Here is an 18,559-nt window from a genome sequence, read left to right as displayed (position 1 = left end):
CTTCGTCCGTCTGGCCCTTTGCGCGGGACGGACCCGCGTGGCGGGGAACGGCCCGCCCCTACAGTGCGCCGTGGCTCGCGGCCACCCTCCCGACCAGCGATTACTTCCGTAAGGCAGGTAAGTGAAGACAGTGCTCCTGTCCCCGCGCACCGGTTCCATCACGGTGGCGGATGTTCCCGCCCCCGAGGCGGCCGCCGGGACGGTGGTCATCCGCAACGACTGGTCGCTCATCAGTGCGGGTACGGAGCGGGCGACCGTCTCCACCGGCGCGAAGGGCCTGATCGGCAAGGCGCGGCAGCGCCCCGACCAGGTCGCCCAGGTGATCGACAGCGTGAAGCGGGCAGGGCTCGCGGACACCTACCGGACCGTCAGGGACCGTCTGAACCGGCCGGTGCAGCTCGGCTACTCCTGCGCGGGGACGGTGCTGCGGACGGGGGAGGGCGTCGACGACCTCCGCCCAGGCATGCGGGTGGCCGCCGCAGGGGCCCGTTACGCGTCGCACGCGGAGATCGTCGCGGTCCCGGGCAACCTCGTGGTGCCGGTGCCGGACGGGGTGGACACCCGGTGGGCCGCATTCGCCACGGTCGGCGCCATCGCGCTGCAGGGCATCCACCAGGCCGAGGTCGCGCCCGGTTCCCGGATCGCCGTCATCGGCCTCGGCCTGCTCGGCCAGATCACGCTCCGGCTGCTGCGGGGCTACGGCTACGACGCAGTGGGCATCGACCCCGACCCGGCCATGGTGGCGCTCGCCGAGTCCGCCGGGCTCACCGCCTTCCCACGGGACGCGGACGGTCTGCCGCGCCTGGTCCTGCGGCGCTGGGCGGGCGCCGGCGCGGACGCCGTGCTCATCACCGCGGCCACACCCAGTCCCGACCCCGTCGAGTTCGCGGGCCGTCTCGCCCGCGACCGGGCCACCGTGGTGGTCGTCGGCGACGTGGGCGTCGCGCCGCCCCGGTCGTCGTACTACCACAAGGAACTGACGATCCGTTACGCGAGGTCCTACGGCCCCGGCCGCTACGACCCCCGCTTCGAAGAGGGCGGCCATCCCTACCCCGAGGGCTATGTGCCGTGGACGGAACGGCGCAACCTCGCCGAGGTGCTGCGGCTCCTTCAGACGGGCGCCGTGGACTTCGCCGACCTGAAGCCGCGGATCTTCGCCGTGGAGGACGCGGCCGAGGCGTACGAGGCGCTCAAGCCGTCGCCCGGTGATCGCAGCGTCGCCCTGCTGCTGCGCTACCCCGGCACCGCGCAGCTGCCGTCGCCGCCGGCCCCGCGCACCGCACCCCGCACCTGGACCGCCCCGCGCGGCACGCTGCGGATCGCGGCCATCGGCGCGGGCAACTTCGCGACGCGGACGCTCTTTCCCGAGCTGAAGCGCGAAGCCGGCGTCGCCTTCTCCTGGGTCGCCGGCGGACGCGGCCTGTCCGCCGCGCACCAGGGCCGGCGGTGGGGGTTCGACCAGGTCGCGGAGAGCGTCGACGCCGGCCTGGCGTCGGGTGGAGCGGACTGCGTGATGGTGCTCAGCCGCCACAACAGCCACGGCCGGTACGCGGCCGGGGTGCTGCGCGGTGGCAGGGCCCTGTACTGCGAGAAGCCGGTGGGCCTCACGGAGACGGAACTGGAGGACGTCGCCCGGGCATGGTCGGCCTCCGGCGCCCCGGCGATGGCCGGGTTCAACCGGCGGTTCGCGCCCGCCGTCGCGGACCTGCGGGCCGTGCTGCCCGCGGGAGCGCCGCTCCAGGTCGTCTACCGGGTGTTCGCGGGCCGGCTCCCGGCCGACCACTGGTACTTCCAGCCCGGACAGGGCGGCCGGCTGCTCGGCGAGGTGTGCCACTTCGTCGACACCGCAGGCTTCCTCGTGCCCGGCCGGCCGGTCCGGGTGCGGGCCACCGGCGTGGACACCGCGGACCCCGCCACCGCGCAGAGCGTCACCCTCCAGATCGCGTACGACGACGGCTCGTCCGCGTCCGTCGTGTACGGGGGGCTCACACCGCCCGGCGCGCCCAAGGAACTCCTGGAGGTCGCCGGCGACGGGGTGGCCGCGAGGATCGACGACTTCCGCACGCTCACCGTGTGGACGGGAGGCAGGCCCAAGACGACCACGTACCGGGGTGCGCCCAAGGGACACGCCGCGGAGATGCGCACCCTGGTCCGCCTGGTCCGCGGGGAGTCGCTCGACACCGGGACCGCCGCCGCCGCGGGCTTCGCCTCGGCGCTGGAGAGTTCCCTCGTCACCTGCCGGGCGGCCCGCTCTCTCACGGAGGACCGGCCGGTCGACTGCACTCCTGCGACACCGGCCCTGGCCGGAGCCCTTGGGCGCCCGCAGCTCCCTGCCGTCGCTGCCACCGTGCCCGACCCGGGCGGGCCTGCGGACGGCCTCACGTCGACCACGGAGGTGCTGTGATGTGCGGCTTCCTCGTCCTGCTGAACGGGGCCGCGCACAGCCGGTCGCGGTCGCTGCCCGACCCGTGCGGGGCGCTCGCCCACCGCGGCCCCGACGCGAGCGGCCACCTCACCCTCGTCGGCCCCGGCTGGCGGGCGGCGCTGCACTTCCGCCGCCTGGCCGTCGTGGACCTCGATCCGAGGAGCGGTCAGCCCTTCGGCTCGCCCGAACGGGGCGTGCTGGTCTACAACGGCGAGGTCTACAACGCGCCGTACCTGCGCGAGCTGCTGCGCGGGCGGCACGTGAGGTTCACGACCGAGGGCGACACGGAGGTCCTCTACGAACTGTTGCTGCAACCGGACGCGCCACGGCTGCTCGACCAGGTGGACGGCATGTTCGCCTTCGCCCTCGTCCTGCCCGACGGCGAGGTGCGCTACGGACGTGACCGGCTGGGCGTCAAACCGCTGTACGTGGCGGCCGACGCGGCGGGGCACATGGTCGGCCTCGCCAGCGAGATCGAACCGCTGCGGGCCGCGGGGCTGACCGGGGGCGCCGACCCGGTCGCGGTGGCGCAGGGTGCCATGTTCCTGTGGACACCGCCGCCGCGGACCGGCTGGCAGCGCGTGCGTGCCGTACCGGCCGGGACGGTGCTGTCCCGGCGCGGGCCCGCGTACGACGAGGCGTCGACCTGGTGGCGCGCTCCCGCCCTCGCGCCCGCCGCGGACATCGCCGCCGCTGTCCGTGAGTCGGTCGCGCGTCAGGTGCGGGCCGATGTGAAGGTGGGGCTGCTGCTCAGCGGAGGCCTGGACAGCACCTGGCTGGGCGTGGAACTCCTCAGGGAGGGCTTCACCGGACCCGCCTTCAGCGCCAGGTCGCGCACCGCGATGCCCGGCACGGAGCCGTTCGAGGAGGACGCGCCCTACGCCGCCCGGGTAGCCGACGAGTTCGGCCTGCCGCTGGCCTGGGTCGACCTCGACGTCGACGTGCTGCGCCGGATCCCCGAGCTGGTGACCACCATGGAGCTGCCGTTCGGGGACCCCGCCGCCGTCGCCCTCATGCAGTTGTCCCGCGCCGCCCGCGACAGGGCAACGGTGCTGTTGTCGGGGCTGGGCGTCGAAGAGCTGTTCCTGGGCTACGAGCGCTACCAGGCCGTCCTGCTGCTGCAACAGCTTCCCGCCTGGACGCGCCCGACCTTCGGCGCCGCCACACTGGTTCCCGCGCCCCGTCGTTACCGGGGCCGCGCGGACAAGTTCGGGCGGCTGCTCCAGCTCGGTGCCCGCGACTGGGCGTGGGCGACGCAGTCGTACTACTCCGGGAAGGAGTGGGCGGCGCTGTCACCCCTCGTGCGGCTGGACGCGGTCACCGAGCGGCACCGTGAGGTGGCCGGCACCGTGCTGGACGCGGGCGGAACGCCCCTCGCGGCGCTGGCGGAGTGCGACCGGCGGCTGTTCCTGCCGGGACTGAACCTGCTGTACGGCGACCGCGCGTCGATGCGTGCGAGCGTGGAGCTGCGGGTGCCGTTCCTGGCGGAGCCGGTGGTGGCCGCCGCTCTCGGTGCCGCCCCGGAGGAGCAGCTGCGGATGGGGAACGGCAAGGCGCGCTTCCGCGCGGCCGCGGTGGCCTCCGGCGTGCCGGAGTTCGTCGCCCGGCGCCCCAAGACGGGGTTCGGGGCGCCGGTGCGGTCGCTACTGCGCGAGCACGGCGACCGGCTGTGGACCGAGGTACGGCGCTCCCCGCTGTTCGACGACCTCTTCGACCGACGCACGGCGGACCGTTTCGTCGCCGAGCACGTGCACGGCCGACGTGACCGTGGCCTCGCCGTGTTCGGGCTGCTGTGTGCGGCCGTGTGGTGGGAGCGGTACGCGGCGGGCGGCGCGGGCCGGACGGCGGAGGTCCTGGCGGGGTACGAGGCGGCCGGGGCCGGCTGAGGGCCGCAGCCGGAGCCGGAGCCGGGCGGGGGCCAAGCTCGCGGGTGCGGCGGCTGGACCTCGCCGGCCGCAACGGCAGGGGGCCGCACGTGCCCCGCCCGGTCGTCGTGCGAGGAGCGCGGCGGGCGGGCCGGGGACGTCCTTGCCCGCTGTGAGGCGGCCGCCGTCGACCGGCCGGCCGGGGTGACCGCACGCGGTCTCACCACGGCAGCACGACGTGCAGGGCGGTCAGTGCGTCCAGGAGGGGGGCGGCGCTCCATCGGGGTGACTCCCACAGGGCGCTGTTCCTCCTGGAGGTGCCGGTGCCGAGGCCGGGGTAGCGGTCCACGACCGCCGCCAGCACCTCCCTGGCGAAACCGGTGCCGGTGAAGCCGCGTTCGGCCGCCCACGCCGCCATCCGTACCGCCGTGGCGTCGTTGTTCGGGTCGCGTCGGGTCCGGGCACCCGCGAAGTAGCGGGGCAGCGGACCGTCGAAGAAGTGCCGCAGATAGTGGTCCACCCCGCGTTCGAGCGGGGCCCGCACGTCCATGCCGAGCAGGGTCGCGGCCTGGTCGAGGCGCAGCAGCACGTACCCGGTGTGGAAGCCGTCCACCCAGTCCAGGCCCGGTCCTGGGCCGTACGGCCAGGAGCCGTCGGGGCGCTGGCCCGCCAGGTTCACCTCGACCGCTCGACGGGCCGCGTCGGCCAGCCGGTCCGCCAGGGCCGCGGACAGGGGCGTGGTGCGGGCCAGGCGGGCGGCGAGCGCGGCGCCCATGAGATTGGCGTTGTGGACCAGGACGCCGCTGGTCGGGGTGTAGGTGAAGAACTCGCCGTTGTGCAGGTGCGCCAGCAGCCCGCGGGCGAGCGCCCCCGCCGCCTCGCCGCCGAGTGTCCCGGCGTCCAGGCAGCCGTCCGCGCAGAAGGTGGTGGCCACCAGGTTGGGGACCGAGGCCGGGTAGTACGACCAGCGGGTCTGTACGTCGAACTCGTAGCGCCACAGCCCGGCGTAGCGCCCGGACAACTGCTCGGCCGCCGTCCACCGGCCCAGGCGCACGGCCCGCTCGCGCCACACCGGTGACGCGGAGAGCCGGGCGCAGGCACCGGCGGCGCAGCCGGTGGCCGTGGCGGTGCGCAGCGGGCGGATGCCCAGGGCCGGTCGCAGGTCGGCCGGGCTGCGTTTGACGGCCTGCAGGAGTACCTGGCGCAGCACACGGTGCGCGGCCAGCCGTCCCAGCGGTCCGGTGAGCCCGTCGTACGGGTCGGGGCCCGCCCAGGCGCGGGCGTCGGCCCACTGGAAGAGCCGGTCGGCGAGGTCGAGCACGTCCGTGGTGCCGCCGGTGCTTTCGTCGGGGCCGGAGAGATCACGGAGGCGTCTGCCGGTGATGTGCCGCATGGTCCTTCCCGGGAGGTCGTGGTGCTGTCGGCGGTCAGTAGGCGCCGGTTCGCGCCACCACCGCCCGCACCGTCCGCATCAGTACACCGAGGTCCCCGGACGGCGACCAGTTGTCCACGTATCTCAGGTCCAGCGCGATGGTCTCGTCCCACGACAGGTCCGAGCGGCCACTGACCTGCCAGAGGCCGGTGAGACCCGGCTTGACGGCCAGGCGGCGCGACTCGACCTCGTCGTAACCGGCGGCCTCGTCCGGCAGCGGTGGACGTGGGCCGACCAGGGACATGTGTCCCCGTACCACGTTGAACAGCTGGGGCAGTTCGTCCAGGGAGCAGCTCCGCAGCACCCGGCCGACCCGGGTGATCCTCGGGTCGTTACGGATCTTGAACATCAGGCCGTCCTGTTCGTTGGTCCCGGCCAGTTGCTGCCGCAGCCGCTCCGCGTCGGCGACCATGGTGCGGAACTTCGCCATGGTGAAGGGCACTCCCCCACGGCCGATGCGCGTCTGCCGGTGCACGACGGGCCCCGGGGAGTCCAGGCGCACGGCCAGAGCGACCGCCGCGAACACCGGGGCGAGCAGCACGATCAGCAGCGCCGCGCCCAGCCGGTCGGTCACCGACTTGAGGAGTGCGGCGAGCCCGCGGGTCAGGGGCGGGGCGACGTTCAGCATGGTGAGCCCGGCGACAGAGAAGATTCCCACCCGGCGACCGGCGACCTCGGTCAGGCCCGGGACGACCACGAGCCGGCATCCCTCGCCGTGCAGGGCCCAGGAGAGCCGGCGCAGGCGTGTTCCGGTCATGTGCGGTCCCGGGACGACGAGAACCGCGTCCACGCCGAATCGCCGGGCCGCCTCCAGCACCGGGGCGGCGTCGGCCACCATGTGCGGTGGTGTCTGTCTGCCGAGGCGGGCGGCCACGGGGGCCAGTGCCTGCGGGTCCTCGTCACCGATCGGGCACACGCCGACGACGACGAACTCGTGGTCCGTCCGCCGCGCGAGGTGGCCGACCAGGCCGTCGACGGCGTCCGCCTCGCCGATCACCAGCGCCCGGCGGACGCCTTCGCCACCACGGCGCCGGGCGACCAAGTGCCGGTGGACCAGAGCGTGCACGGTCGCGCTCACGGACACGGAGGGCACCAGGGCGGCGAGGGCGAGGAAGAAGGAGGACTCCTCGCCTGTCGCCGACCTCACCACCGCGAGCAGACCGACCAGAACGAGCCAGTCCTGCAGCACGGGGCGCAGGTTTTCGCCCTCACCGAGACGGCGCTCGGCATAGCGGTGCCGTGAGGCCCGCACGAGCAGCCAGGCAGCAGCCGCGACGGTCGCGCAGGCCACGGCACGGGCGGCGGCGAGCGGGGCGATCGTCAGGTACACCGGCAGGAAGGCGCCGATCGCGTCGCCGAGGACGACGGCGGGCGCGTACCAGAGCGGTTTGCCGGTGCGGCGGCCGGCCGACGGCTGCTCCTGTATGACCCTTGTCTGCGGATGTCGTGCTACCGGTACCTGGGGCATGGTCTCCCCGAACAGCCACATTCGCCCTCCAGGCGGGATAAAAAGGGTCTGATCGAGTGTGTACGGCTGCCCTCGGGGGAAGTGAGACGCGCCGCTGGGTCAGGCGGAACTCTCACCCGATGAGCAGACCCCCGGCTCGTTCGAGGTCGTGAAATACACGCCGCCCCGTATCGCGGAGTTTATATTTCCTTGCTCCGGCATTGAAAGTATCCGGCACTGAAAGACGCGCCTTGTTTTCTTGCGAATGGTGGAATGGTGGACGATGAAATGAGGAATGCGGGGGTGCAGCGGGAGCGGGACCGGCCGGTGCCTCTCCGTGTTTCCCTGCCCCCGCCTTCGGGCCGAGCGTGCCACTCCGCGATCCGGTATTTCGTCAGAGCGCTCGCCGAGCAGGGCGTGCGGGTTCGCCCCCAGCCGGTGGGGCGAAAGATCGGATACGTTCTCGCCGAGCCCGGACTGCGTCTCCCCGCCCGGTTTCGCCGCCGCAACGGGCCGATCATCGTGCCGATGATGGGGCCCGGGTTCGGCAGGCTCTACACGGCTGCCCTGGCAGGGGACGTGGTGCCGTACTGCTGGGACGTCTGGCAGCCGCAGTGGGAGCTGTGGACGCGCCACCTGCGCCGCTTGCGACCCCCCGCCGTCTTCGTGGCGGCGGAACAGTCCGCCCTCTTCCTCGCGCGCGCACTGCCGGACACCCGGGTGGTCCACCTTCCCGAAGCGACGCGGCTGTCCCTGCATGACCCGAGCCGCCCCCTCGCGGCCAGGAGTATCGGCGTGCTGGAACTGGGGCGGCGCCATCAGAAGTGGCACGACGCCGTGCGTGATGCCGTCACGGCACGGTCGACTCGGCGGCACCTCTACGAGCAGCGGATCGGCGACGTGGTGTTTCCTCGTGAGGCGGACCTGTACCGCGGTTTTTCGAACACGGTGATCTCCGTCTGCTTCCCGCGCTCGCTCACCCATCCGGGAGTCGCGGGTGAGGTCGAGACCACGACCCAGCGCTACTTCGAGAGCATGGCCTCGGGATGCCTGGTGCTGGGCCACGCACCCGCGGAACTGGTCCGGCTCATGGGGTACAACCCCGTGGTCGAGGTCGACTGGACGGCACCCGCCGAGCAGGTCCTGGACATCCTCGCGGCACCGCATCGGTGGCAGCCGCACGTGGACGAGGCGCTGCGCCGGGTGCGCGAGGTCGGGGACTGGAGTGTGCGGGTCCGTGCGCTCAGGGCCACGGTCGAGTCGGCCGTGACGGCGCGGCGACCGCGGTAGGGCCGGCGGACGGCAGCGGCCGCATCCGTGCGGGCCGGGGGCGCGGGTGGCGAGGGTGTCCGGTTCGCCGGTCCGCGATGCGCTTGGGCACCCTCGTCCGCCGCGTCGGCGTGTTACCTCAGCCGGTGTGGCAGGACCGCCCGGTGAGGAGCTGATGATCCTGGACGACCCGCGAACCCAAACGGCGCCTGAGCAACGGATAGGTGAGGCGGTGCAGTCGCGCGGCGCGGGCGAACGTGCCGTCGCGGAACGTCCGCTTCGTCAGCAGATGCAGCGTGCCGGCCGCGTGGTACGTCATGCCGAGCCGTTCCGCGAGCGTATGCATGGTCCGGGGCGCGTAGAAGGAGATGTGCTGGCCGGCCTGCGGCGCCAGATACCACCACGACGGGTCGGCGGTGAGGTCGTGGAGGTGCTGCGTCAGGATGAAGGAGTGGGCGCCGGTCTCCCGCAGCGAGGTGTCCACGAACGCGACCGGATCCGTCACGTGTTCCAGCACCTCCACGGCGGTCACCGCAGTGGCGGGCTTGTCGCGAGCGGCGTTCCACTCGAAGCCCCGGGCGAAGAGGTTCTCGCAGTGGGCGTCCTGCCAGTAGAAGTCCAGGCCGACGTCACGCATCAATCGCACCAGCAGACCGTATCCGGCTCCGTAGTCCACATAGACCCCGGCAGGGTCGAACATGCGGCCGAGCACCGAGGTCAGCCTCGGATACAGGTCCAGATTGCGTTGCACGACACCGGTGTCGATGGCCGCGACGGCCTCGGAGTAGGCCTCGTCCAGCCAATGCGGCTCCTCGACGAACCAGTACGCGCAGTCGCCGCACATGCGATAGGTCGCTTCATGCCGTCCGAGCACGGTGCCCCGATGGGTGATCCGCGTCGTTCCGCCGCAGATCCCGCATGCCGAAGCCATGGGTCACCCGGCCGCAGGGGTCAGGGACGCCCGGTCGGCCGCCCCGGGGATCGAGGGGCGCAGCAGCCGATTCAGTTCGGCGTCGACCATGAGGCGTGCGAGTTCGGGGGCGTGGGTGGAGGGTTTCCAGCCGAGGATCCGGTGGGCCTTGGAGCCGTCGCCGACCAGGTCGTCCACCTCCGAGGGACGCAGATAGCGTTCGTCGAAGCGGACATGATCACGCCAGTCCAGGCCGACATGGGCGAAACAGTGCTCCGCGAAGTCGCGGACGCTGTGGCTGGTACCGGTGGCGATGACGTAGTCGTCGGGCTGCTCCTGCTGCAGCATCAGCCACATGGCCTCGACGTACTCACGGGCATAACCCCAGTCACGCCGGGCCTCGAGATTGCCCAGGTAGAGCGAGTCCTGCAGACCGGCCTTGACACGGGCGGCGGCCGTCGCGATCTTGCGGGTGACGAACGTGGGACCACGCCGGGGCGATTCGTGGTTGAAGAGGATCCCGTTGACGGCATACATGCCATAGGCCTCACGGTAGTTACGGGTCGCCCAGTACGCGTAGACCTTGGCGACCCCATAGGGAGAACGGGGATGGAAAGGCGTGCCCTCATGCTGGGGCGGCGGCGCGGCGCCGAACATCTCCGAACTGGAAGCCTGGTAGAAACGGCACGGCAGACCGGTGATCCTGACAGCCTCCAGCAGCCTGACGGTGCCCAGACCGGTGGTGTTGCCGGTGAACTCCGGCTCGTCGAACGACACCCGCACATGGGACTGCGCCGCGAGATGGTAGATCTCGTCCGGCTGCACCTGCTCCAGCAGAGCAGCCAGCCGCGAACCGTCGCTCAGATCGCCGTAGTGTGTGAAGAGCCGGACGTCCGTGCCGTGCGGGTCCTGGTAGAGGTGGTCGATCCGCTGGGTGTTGAACGTCGACGCACGGCGGACAATGCCATGGACCTGGTAGTTCTTTTGCAGCAGAAGTTCGGTCAGATAGGATCCGTCCTGGCCGGTGATACCGGTGATAAGAGCCTTTTTGACGCCCACACGAGCTCCCTGCGGATCGGTTCTGGGATGGGTGGTGAATCCCCTGCCGCAAAAAGCGGGGATGACGGTCGTTTCAGGCTAGGCAACCAGCCCGCTGATTTCCCGTATTGCCGCCACGTGTTGACTGCGGGCGTTTTTCTCCTCGGCTCAGGAAACGAGATCCCGGTAGACGTCGATCGTCTGCTGAACGGTTCTGCTCCAGGGAAACATCTCCGCTCGGGCTCGACCGCGCTCTGCGAATACTTCGCGGGTCGCGCCGTCGAGGAGCGTGCTGACGGCGTGCACGAGGGCTTCGGAATCCTCCGGGTCGAAGAGCACGGCGGCATCACCGACGACCTCCGGAATGGAGGAGGCCCTGGAAGCCACGACGGGAACTCCCCGGGCCATCGCTTCGAGCGGAGGCAGGCCGAACCCCTCGTAGAGCGAGGGGTAGACGAGTGCGACAGCCCGTCGGTAGAGGCGGTCCAGGGTTTCCTCGTCGGCCTGCACGAAATCGACCCGGTTGCGCAGCCCGCGCACTTCGAGAAGCTCGATCTCCTTGCCCGTCGGACCTCTGCCGCAGCAGACCAGACGCAGGCCGGCCAGCTCGGGTGCCCTCAGGGCGTCGGTGACGATCGACCAGTTCTTGTAGCCGTCCCGGGTTCCCACGTACAGCAAGTAGTCGTCCGGGTCCCTCCGTGGCAGCTGACGCGGGACATGCGTACCGAGGTGGATGACGGTGATCTTGTGTCGGGGCACGTGCATCAGGTCCACCAGGTCGTCGGCCGTCGCGTGCGAGATGGCGATGATCCGGTCGGACCGGCGGGCCCAGAACCGCTGCCGGTCGATGATGGCGTCACTGGGCGCGAACCGGACGTGGATCAGGTCGTAAAAGGTGCAGACATGCGGAAATTTCCTGGACACCGGCCGTGCCGTGTAGTAGGTCGGGTGAATGACCGGACGTTTCCGTTGGGCGTTCGCATAGGCCGTGAAAGCACCGCGGCTGAGGACGAGTCGGGGAGTGGAAGGAATCCGGCGCAGATGCCTGACGGCACGCCCCTCGATGTACTCGTTGCTGTGCAACCCGGCAAAGATGCGCGCATCGACGCCACCTTCTCTCAGTCCGGCATGGAGTTCCGCGAAGTACCGGCTGATTCCGCCGAATCTCTGCTTGACGAACATGTCCGGCGAGAACAAAATCCGCATGTATGCCTTCTCTCACGCCGCTGGTCCGGGATGGCTTTCCTTGTCGCGGTCAGGGTGGCACGCATTCGGGCTGCTTTTGGACAGGCGGCCCTTTTCGGGGTCATGTGTCCAGCCGAACGGATCAGGTCAGCCGACCACCCGCCTCGCGGATGCCCCGCCCACGGAATTCAGGGACTCGAGTTCGGCGTCGACCATGAGGCGTGCGAGTTCGGGGGCGTGGGTGGAGGGTTTCCAGCCGAGGATCCGGTGGGCCTTGGAGCCGTCGCCGACCAGGTCGTCCACCTCCGAGGGACGCAGATAGCGTTCGTCGAAGCGGACATGATCACGCCAGTCCAGGCCGACATGGGCGAAACAGTGCTCCGCGAAGTCGCGGACACTGTGGCTGGTACCGGTGGCGATGACGTAGTCGTCGGGCTGCTCCTGCTGCAGCATCAGCCACATGGCCTCGACGTACTCACGGGCATAACCCCAGTCACGCCGGGCCTCGAGATTGCCCAGGTAGAGCGAGTCCTGCAGACCGGCCTTGACACGGGCGGCGGCCGTCGCGATCTTGCGGGTGACGAACGTGGGACCACGCCGGGGCGATTCGTGGTTGAAGAGGATCCCGTTGACGGCATACATGCCATAGGCCTCACGGTAGTTACGGGTCGCCCAGTACGCGTAGACCTTGGCGACCCCATAGGGAGAACGGGGATGGAAAGGCGTGCCCTCGTGCTGGGGCGGCGGCGCGGCGCCGAACATCTCCGAACTGGAAGCCTGGTAGAAACGGCACGGCAGACCGGTGATCCTGACAGCCTCCAGCAGCCTGACGGTGCCCAGACCGGTGGTGTTGCCGGTGAACTCCGGCTCGTCGAACGACACCCGCACATGGGACTGCGCCGCGAGATGGTAGATCTCGTCCGGCTGCACCTGCTCCAGCAGAGCAGCCAGCCGCGAACCGTCGCTCAGATCGCCGTAGTGCACCCGTAGGCGGTGCTCCGTACTCCGGTCTCCCACAGGCCGGCCGTCGCTTCGGCGCGTGAGATCCGGCGCGCGACGGGAGGTGCCGTGGACCTCGTATCCCTTTTCCAGCAGCAACTCCCCCAGATAGGAGCCGTCCTGGCCGGTGATACCGGTGACAAGGGCCTTCTTGACTGCCACACGCGCTCCCCACTGAGCGTAGCCTCTGGATCCGGTGTCAGAGTAGGCAATTTGTAGCGGATTCTCGATTATTGTTGCACTGTGCCCGAATTGCTACGTCAAGTACTGGTGACAGGAGCGCATGCCCGTGAATGTGAGCACTGACGGGGCATCAGCCGTCATCAAGCACCGACCGCTTCGCCGCTCGGACCGGATCCTTGTCGCCGGCCGAAGAGGACTCGTGGGCTCCGCGGTGTGGCGACATCTGAGCGCGGAAGGATTCACCGGCCTGCTCGGACCCGACTCCAGGGAACTGGAACTGAGGAACCGGTCTGCCGTCCTCGACTGGTTCTCCGTCAACCGGCCGCGCGTGGTGGTCCTGGCCGCGGCGCGGGTGGGAGGGATCAAGGCCAACGCGACCTGGCCCACGGACTTCATCTCCGACAATCTCCGGATCCAGGTGAACGTCATGGACGCCGCGTTGCGCCACGGTGTGGAGCGATTGCTGTTCCTGGGCTCCAGTTGCATCTACCCCCGGGAAGCCGCCCAGCCCCTGCGGGAGGAGGCCCTGCTGACCGGGCCCCTGGAAGAGACCAACGAGGCCTACGCGATTGCCAAGATCGCCGGCATCATGCAGGTCCGTGCCGTGCGCAAGCAGCACGGTCTGCCGTGGATCTGTGCCATGCCGACGAACCTGTACGGCCCCGGTGACGACTTCCACCCCGAGCGCTCGCACGTACTTCCGTCGCTGATCAGGCGCTTTCACGAGGCACGCGTCCAGCGGGCGCCGAAGGTCGTGAACTGGGGAACCGGCACACCGCACCGCGAGTTCCTGCACGTGGACGACCTGGCCCGGGCCTGTCTCGTCCTCCTCGAACGGTACGACGGCGGCCTGCCCGTCAACGTGGGCACCGGAGAGGACCTGACCATCCGGGAACTCGCCGAAACGGTGGCGTCCATCACCGGGTACCGGGGAAAGGTCGAGTGGGACCCCTCGCAGCCGGACGGGACACCGCGCAAGGTTCTGGACATCTCACGGATCACCGCGCTGGGCTGGAAGCCCGAGATCCCGTTGCACGACGGGATCCATGCCACCTATGCCTGGTACACCTCGACGGGTGCGGCCTCCGCGAGAGGCGGTCTCGGTCGCCGTGCCATGCGAAACTCAGCCGTCCCGGCGGCCGGGCACCGTGACCCATAGCCGCTCATCCTCCGCAGGCGGCCCCTGGCTTCAGCGTCACCCGCAGGGGTGTCGTCAGGGGCTGCTGCAACAGGGTGGGGACACCGTTCGCATGGGGTTCGAGCAGGTGCAGGACCAGCGTGCGGCGGGCCCCCGCGGGCAACTCCAGGTCCAGCGTGAACACGGAGTGGCCGCGTTCGACGCCGGCCTCCAACTGCACCGGGCGGCCGTCGAGGGTGGCATCGGTGAGCCCGGCGTCCGCCCCGGCGTAGTACGACACCAGCAGCCGGTTGTCTCCCGGGCGGGTGAGGTAGGCAGGGCGGTCCTCCCGTAGCGTGACGTAACCGGGCAGGCCGGCGGCCGGGGCCCGGTTGGCCAGGGTCGCGGTGACGGTGACCCGGCGGTCGCCGCCGGAACAGCCGTCCGCCTCCCAGACCATGCCACGGTCGAGGTAGTAGTCCAGTTTCGAGCCGGCCGCGTTGTTCACCAGCAGGCCCGCGAAGGGGCCGGGGGTGTCCGGGAGGGTGCCCGCGTAGGGGCGGGACTCCAGGAGCCGTTGCTCCTGCGGATGGGCGCTCCACACCCTCAGTCGGCCTTCCCGCTGGACGGCGTTCGCGGCGACGACCAGGGCCGGCAGGCGGCGCGCGTCGTCAGCCGCGCCGATCAAGGGACCGGCGGCTGCGCGGGCCGTGTCGATGAAGAACGCCTTGCGCCTGGTGACGTCGTCGTAGAGCGCGTAGCTGGCCCGTTCGGTGAGGTCCACGACGTTGTCCGCGGTGAGCAGGGTGCCGTCGGCCATGTGGGCCGGGCCGGTGACCCGCAGGAAACGGCCCAGAGCGACCGGGTCGAGGGCGATCACCCCGTCCACGCGCTCACCGGTGTGCTCGCGCCACGCGGCGGCCCAGATGCGGGCCGCGTAGGGGAAGTGCGGGCTCATGTTGGAGTTGGCCCATACGTGGGTGGGATCGCTGCCCTGATAGCGGGCGTCGAATTCGGCTCCCAGGCCGACGTGCGGCTGCACGGTCTCCATCTCCGTGTTGCTGCCGAAACGCTCGAAGGACAGCCGGCCCCGTTCGGCCCGCAGGACGGCGAAGGCCCCCGGCAGGCCCCCGGTGCCGCGCGCTTCGGCGATGTTCTGGAACGCGACGAAGTAACGCCGTTCACCCTGGACGCCGAGCATGGACGGCAGGACGCGGGCCGCCACGGAGGCGTCGGTCATCACCGGTGCGAGGCGGTCGAGTTGCCCCTCGAGCACGGCACGGGCCCGGTCGGCCGGCGGCAGCCAGCTGGAACGTGGCAATCCGTGCACGTCGGCCCGGACCCGGGTTGCTACGTCTGCGGCGCGGACGACGTCCGGCGTGTGCCGCCGCAGGGACACGAGCACCCCGGAGATCCCGGTGCCGGGGCGATCCTGCGCGGAGTCCGGCAGGGCACGGTCCAGCGGGGTCAGCACACCGACGGACAGCCGCTCCGCCGCGTACGCGGCACCCCGCACGGTCCTGACCGGGTCCCCGACGAAGGGCAGCTGGGCGGCGCAGTACCAGGCCGGCCCGGTGGTGAGGCGGTGCGCCCGCGCCGCGTGGTCGGCCGCGGAACGCACTGCCCGCCGCCGTGCCCCGGCCGAGCCCTGCGCCGGCGTGGCCGCGAAGGACTGCCGCACCGTCTCGAGGTCCCGCTGGGCCGCGAGCAACTCCGAACGGGCGAGGAGCCCGGTGACCATGATCCAGGCCGCGCCGGTCAGCAGGAGCGCCACGACGACCAGGAGGACATACCCCCAACGGCGACGGCGGACGGCCCCGGACGGGCGGACGGCGTCCCGGACGGGGCCGAGACGCCATGGTGCCGCGGTACGGCGGTCGAGCTGCGTCATGAACTACGGCGCCGGCACACTGTGGTCGCGCCGGCCGGGTCGCCGGGGTCCTTCACGGTCCCGCTCGTGCTCACGCACGCACCACCTTGATACGGGCGGACAGCTCCAGGAAGGGCTTGCTGGCCTCCAGTTCGAAGATGTGATATCCCGGCTTGGTCTTGCGGGGAATGATCACAGTGCCCTCGACGACCCCGTGCGCGTTCGCCCTGAACGTGCCCAGGACCACCTCGTGCGAGTGCAGTTCCGCGACGACCCGCTGGAACGGCGCGAAACACGTGCCGCGAAAGGCCAGCTTGCCTCCGGCGGGCACCACAGTGCGGCTGAGGGTGAGTTTCGGCGTCACCGGCGGGTACACGTGGCACCCCCCGTACGCCTGGGCAGGTGGCGCCCCCACCAGCGGTACCGCGGCGAGCACGAGGGCCGATGCCGCTGCCGCGAGAGCAGCGCGCCATCTGGGCGATGTCATCATGTTCTGCGCACTCCTTGGCTTCGGTCCGGGCCAGATCGCGACGTCGGCCGTCGACCTGATCTGGCTACCGGAACCTGGATACATGAAATAAACGGGACATACGGATAGCGCCTCGCCGAGTGCCGCCAGGAGTCACCGGATGGGGGAGTCCTCACCTCCGGGCGTGGCGAAACGGGGGTGGCTCCGTCACTCGAAGCGCCCGAGTCCCTATGGTCGGCTGCACACGAAGGGAACAAATCGCCGTGATTCGGGCCGTTCCCTCGGCTCTATGAGGGGTGCAGCTTGGATTTCCACGGATTCCTGAAGGCTCTTGCCAGACGCTGGCCAACCGTCGTGGTCTGTCTGGTTCTCACGGTCGGGGCGGCCATCGCCGCGACGAACCTGAGCACCCCGGTCTACGAGGCGAGGACCCAGCTCTTCGTCGCCACCCGCAGCGGAGAGGACACCGCCCAGCTGAACGAGGGCCAGACGTTCTCCCAGGCGCGTGTCCAGTCGTACGCGGCCATCGTGACCACCCGTCAGGTCACCGAGCACGTGGTCAAGGAGCTGAAGCTGCGCACCACACCGGAGGAGCTGGCCTCTCGGATCACCGCCCGTGCCCCGCTCAACACCGTGCTCATCGACATCACCGTCCAGGACACCGCGCCCGGGCGGGCGGCGCGCATCGCCAACGCCGTGGCGAAGCAGTTCGGCTCGGTCGTCGAGCGGCTTGAGACCCCTCGGCCCCTGGCGGGTTCGGCGAGGGCCGGGAAGAAGCAGTCACGCGAGGACACACCCGTCTCGCCCGTGTCCCTGGGCGTCACCCAGGAGGCCGTCGCGCCCGTAGCCCCGATCTCGCCCCGCCCGTTGCTGAACCTGGCCGCGGGCGTGCTCGGCGGGCTGCTGCTCGGTGCCGGGGTCGTCGCCCTGCGCGAGACCCTCGACACGACCTTCAAGGCGAGCGAGACGCTCGGCGAGTTCACCGCGCTGCCGCCGCTCGCCTCCATCCCCTACGACAAGAACACCCCCAAGCAGCCGCTCGTCAGTGCCGAAGGGCACTCCAGGCGCGCCGAGGCCTTTCGCAAGCTGCGTACCAACCTGCAGTTCTCGCAGGTCGACGCCCCGCCGCGGATCATCATGGTGACCAGCTCGGTGCCCAGTGAGGGTAAGACCGACATCGCGATCAACCTCGCCCTGTCGCTCGCCGAGGCAGGGGTCTCCACCTGCCTGGTGGACGGTGACCTGCGTCGTCCCTGCGTGGCCGCCGCCTTCGGCCTGGTGCAGGGCGCCGGCCTCACCACGGTGCTCATCGGGCAGGCCCGGATCGAGGACGTCATGCAACAGGTCGGCGGCGGCCTGTCCGTGCTGGCCAGCGGTGCCGTACCGCCGAACCCCACGGAACTGCTCGCCTCGGCGCGCATGGAGGAGGTGCTGCGCGCCCTGACGGCCGCCTACGAGGTCGTGATCGTCGACACCGCTCCGCTGCTGCCGGTCGCCGACACGGTCGGACTCGCCTCGCTCGCCCAGGGCGCGCTGTTCGTCGTCCGCGCCGGGAAGACCACCCGGGACCAGGTGCGCAGCGCCACGCAATCGCTGGAGCGCGTCGGCGTCCGTGTCCTGGGCACCGTCTTCAGCATGGCCCCCACGCCCAAGGGGGGCCGCTACGGACGGTACGGAGTCTACGGATACGGACCTCACCGCGAGTTGCCTGCGCCCCGCGCCTCGGCTCCGCGGAGGGAGGCGGCCGCGCCGGCGAAGACGCCCGCGAGAGATGAGGGATGACCCGCATCCTGTTCGTCTGCACGGCCAATGTGCAGCGCTCGGTCCTCGCCGAACGGCTGCTGGCGGCCCGGCTGCCGCCCGGCTCGGCCCTGCTGCCGGAGAGCGCCGGCACCCAGGCGTGGCACCGCTCCCCCCTGGAGGACTCGGTCAGGGCGGTGCTGGCGGAGTTCGGCGGTGACGGCTCCGGCTTCGCGTCGCGTCCGCTCACCGCGCGGCTCGTGGACGACGCGGCACTGGTGCTGGGACTGGCGCGGGAGCACCGGGAGGCGGCCGTGCGCCTCGCGCCGTCGGCGATGCGGCGCTGCTTCACCCTGAAGGAGTTCGTACGGCTCGCGGACGGGGACGGGGAGACGGGAGCGAGGGGTACCCGCGGTTTCGGCGCCGTGCTCGCGGCCGCGACCGCACGCCGGGGGGCCGTCTCGCCCGTCCCCCCGGCCGAGGACGACATCGCGGACCCTTGGAGCGGGTCTCCGAGGGAGCTGCGCGCGTGCGCCCTGGAGATCGACAGGGTGGTGGGCCGACTGGTCCAGTTGTGGACCTGAGCGCCGGGGCACGCGAGGCAGGCAGT

Annotated in this window: 14 protein-coding genes; 6 read left to right on the top strand and 8 right to left on the bottom strand. The window is 71.0% G+C overall.

The window, feature by feature from the left end:
* The first annotated feature begins 121 nt into the window (after positions 1–121).
* Both ACFZDK_RS01605 and asnB read left to right on the top strand, forming a co-directional pair.
* Entirely contained in the window at positions 122–2,404 is a 2,283-nt protein-coding gene (locus ACFZDK_RS01605; RefSeq protein ID WP_390968714.1) for a Gfo/Idh/MocA family oxidoreductase, read from the top strand.
* Positions 2,404–4,311: an asparagine synthase (glutamine-hydrolyzing) gene (gene asnB / locus ACFZDK_RS01600; protein WP_390968712.1), complete on the top strand. Its 1,908-nt coding sequence runs from the start codon at positions 2,404–2,406 to the stop codon at positions 4,309–4,311. The genes ACFZDK_RS01605 and asnB overlap by 1 nt, the downstream gene beginning before the upstream one ends.
* 199 nt (positions 4,312–4,510) lie before the next feature.
* Here the strand turns inward: asnB and ACFZDK_RS01595 are convergent, their stop codons facing one another.
* Together ACFZDK_RS01595 and ACFZDK_RS01590 are read right to left on the bottom strand one after the other, a co-directional pair.
* Positions 4,511–5,683 (bottom strand): hypothetical protein, encoded by a 1,173-nt coding sequence (locus tag ACFZDK_RS01595; protein WP_390968711.1) that lies wholly within the window; start codon positions 5,681–5,683, stop codon positions 4,511–4,513.
* Positions 5,684–5,717: 34 nt separating this feature from the next.
* A complete protein-coding gene (locus ACFZDK_RS01590; protein ID WP_390968709.1) occupies positions 5,718–7,190 on the bottom strand; it encodes an exopolysaccharide biosynthesis polyprenyl glycosylphosphotransferase in 1,473 nt (490 codons plus the stop codon).
* A 507-nt stretch (positions 7,191–7,697) separates the two neighbouring features.
* Here ACFZDK_RS01590 and ACFZDK_RS01585 point away from each other — a divergent pair.
* Complete coding sequence (locus ACFZDK_RS01585) at positions 7,698–8,459, top strand: glycosyltransferase (RefSeq protein WP_390968707.1); 762 nt, start codon at positions 7,698–7,700, stop codon at positions 8,457–8,459.
* A gap of 118 nt (positions 8,460–8,577) precedes the next feature.
* Here the strand turns inward: ACFZDK_RS01585 and ACFZDK_RS01580 are convergent, their stop codons facing one another.
* From ACFZDK_RS01580 to gmd (ACFZDK_RS01565), 4 genes are all read right to left on the bottom strand, one after another.
* Entirely contained in the window at positions 8,578–9,312 is a 735-nt protein-coding gene (locus ACFZDK_RS01580; protein ID WP_390968705.1) for a methyltransferase domain-containing protein, read from the bottom strand.
* A 60-nt stretch (positions 9,313–9,372) separates the two neighbouring features.
* Complete coding sequence (gene gmd, locus ACFZDK_RS01575; RefSeq protein ID WP_390968704.1) at positions 9,373–10,407, bottom strand: GDP-mannose 4,6-dehydratase; 1,035 nt, start codon at positions 10,405–10,407, stop codon at positions 9,373–9,375.
* A gap of 147 nt (positions 10,408–10,554) precedes the next feature.
* Positions 10,555–11,592, bottom strand: a complete 1,038-nt coding sequence (locus tag ACFZDK_RS01570; protein ID WP_390968702.1) for a glycosyltransferase — start codon at positions 11,590–11,592, stop codon at positions 10,555–10,557.
* A gap of 126 nt (positions 11,593–11,718) precedes the next feature.
* Positions 11,719–12,732, bottom strand: a complete 1,014-nt coding sequence (gmd, locus tag ACFZDK_RS01565) for a GDP-mannose 4,6-dehydratase (RefSeq protein WP_390968700.1) — start codon at positions 12,730–12,732, stop codon at positions 11,719–11,721.
* Between the two features lie 121 nt (positions 12,733–12,853).
* Between gmd (ACFZDK_RS01565) and ACFZDK_RS01560 the strand changes: the two genes are divergently transcribed.
* Positions 12,854–13,912, top strand: coding sequence for an NAD-dependent epimerase/dehydratase family protein (locus ACFZDK_RS01560; protein ID WP_390968698.1), 1,059 nt, complete (start codon positions 12,854–12,856; stop codon positions 13,910–13,912).
* 4 nt (positions 13,913–13,916) lie between these two features.
* Here ACFZDK_RS01560 and ACFZDK_RS01555 read toward each other — a convergent pair whose 3' ends face one another.
* Complete coding sequence (locus tag ACFZDK_RS01555) at positions 13,917–15,761, bottom strand: DUF4012 domain-containing protein (protein ID WP_390968696.1); 1,845 nt, start codon at positions 15,759–15,761, stop codon at positions 13,917–13,919.
* Between the two features lie 70 nt (positions 15,762–15,831).
* Positions 15,832–16,230 (bottom strand): hypothetical protein, encoded by a 399-nt coding sequence (locus ACFZDK_RS01550; protein ID WP_390968694.1) that lies wholly within the window; start codon positions 16,228–16,230, stop codon positions 15,832–15,834.
* A gap of 282 nt (positions 16,231–16,512) precedes the next feature.
* On the opposite strand from ACFZDK_RS01550, the gene ACFZDK_RS01545 reads away from it, so the two are divergent.
* The gene (locus ACFZDK_RS01545) at positions 16,513–17,991 is read left to right on the top strand and encodes a polysaccharide biosynthesis tyrosine autokinase (protein ID WP_390968693.1); all 1,479 of its coding nucleotides are present in this window, start codon (positions 16,513–16,515) and stop codon (positions 17,989–17,991) included.
* Entirely contained in the window at positions 17,988–18,533 is a 546-nt protein-coding gene (locus ACFZDK_RS01540; protein ID WP_390968691.1) for a low molecular weight phosphatase family protein, read from the top strand. The genes ACFZDK_RS01545 and ACFZDK_RS01540 overlap by 4 nt, the downstream gene beginning before the upstream one ends.
* The last annotated feature ends 26 nt before the right edge of the window (positions 18,534–18,559 follow it).

This window comes from Streptomyces sp. NPDC007901 (assembly GCF_042959465.1).
GTDB lineage: Bacteria > Actinomycetota > Actinomycetes > Streptomycetales > Streptomycetaceae > Streptomyces.
Note: the sequence above shows the minus strand (reverse complement) of the source record. Positions and strands in the feature narration are given on the sequence as shown.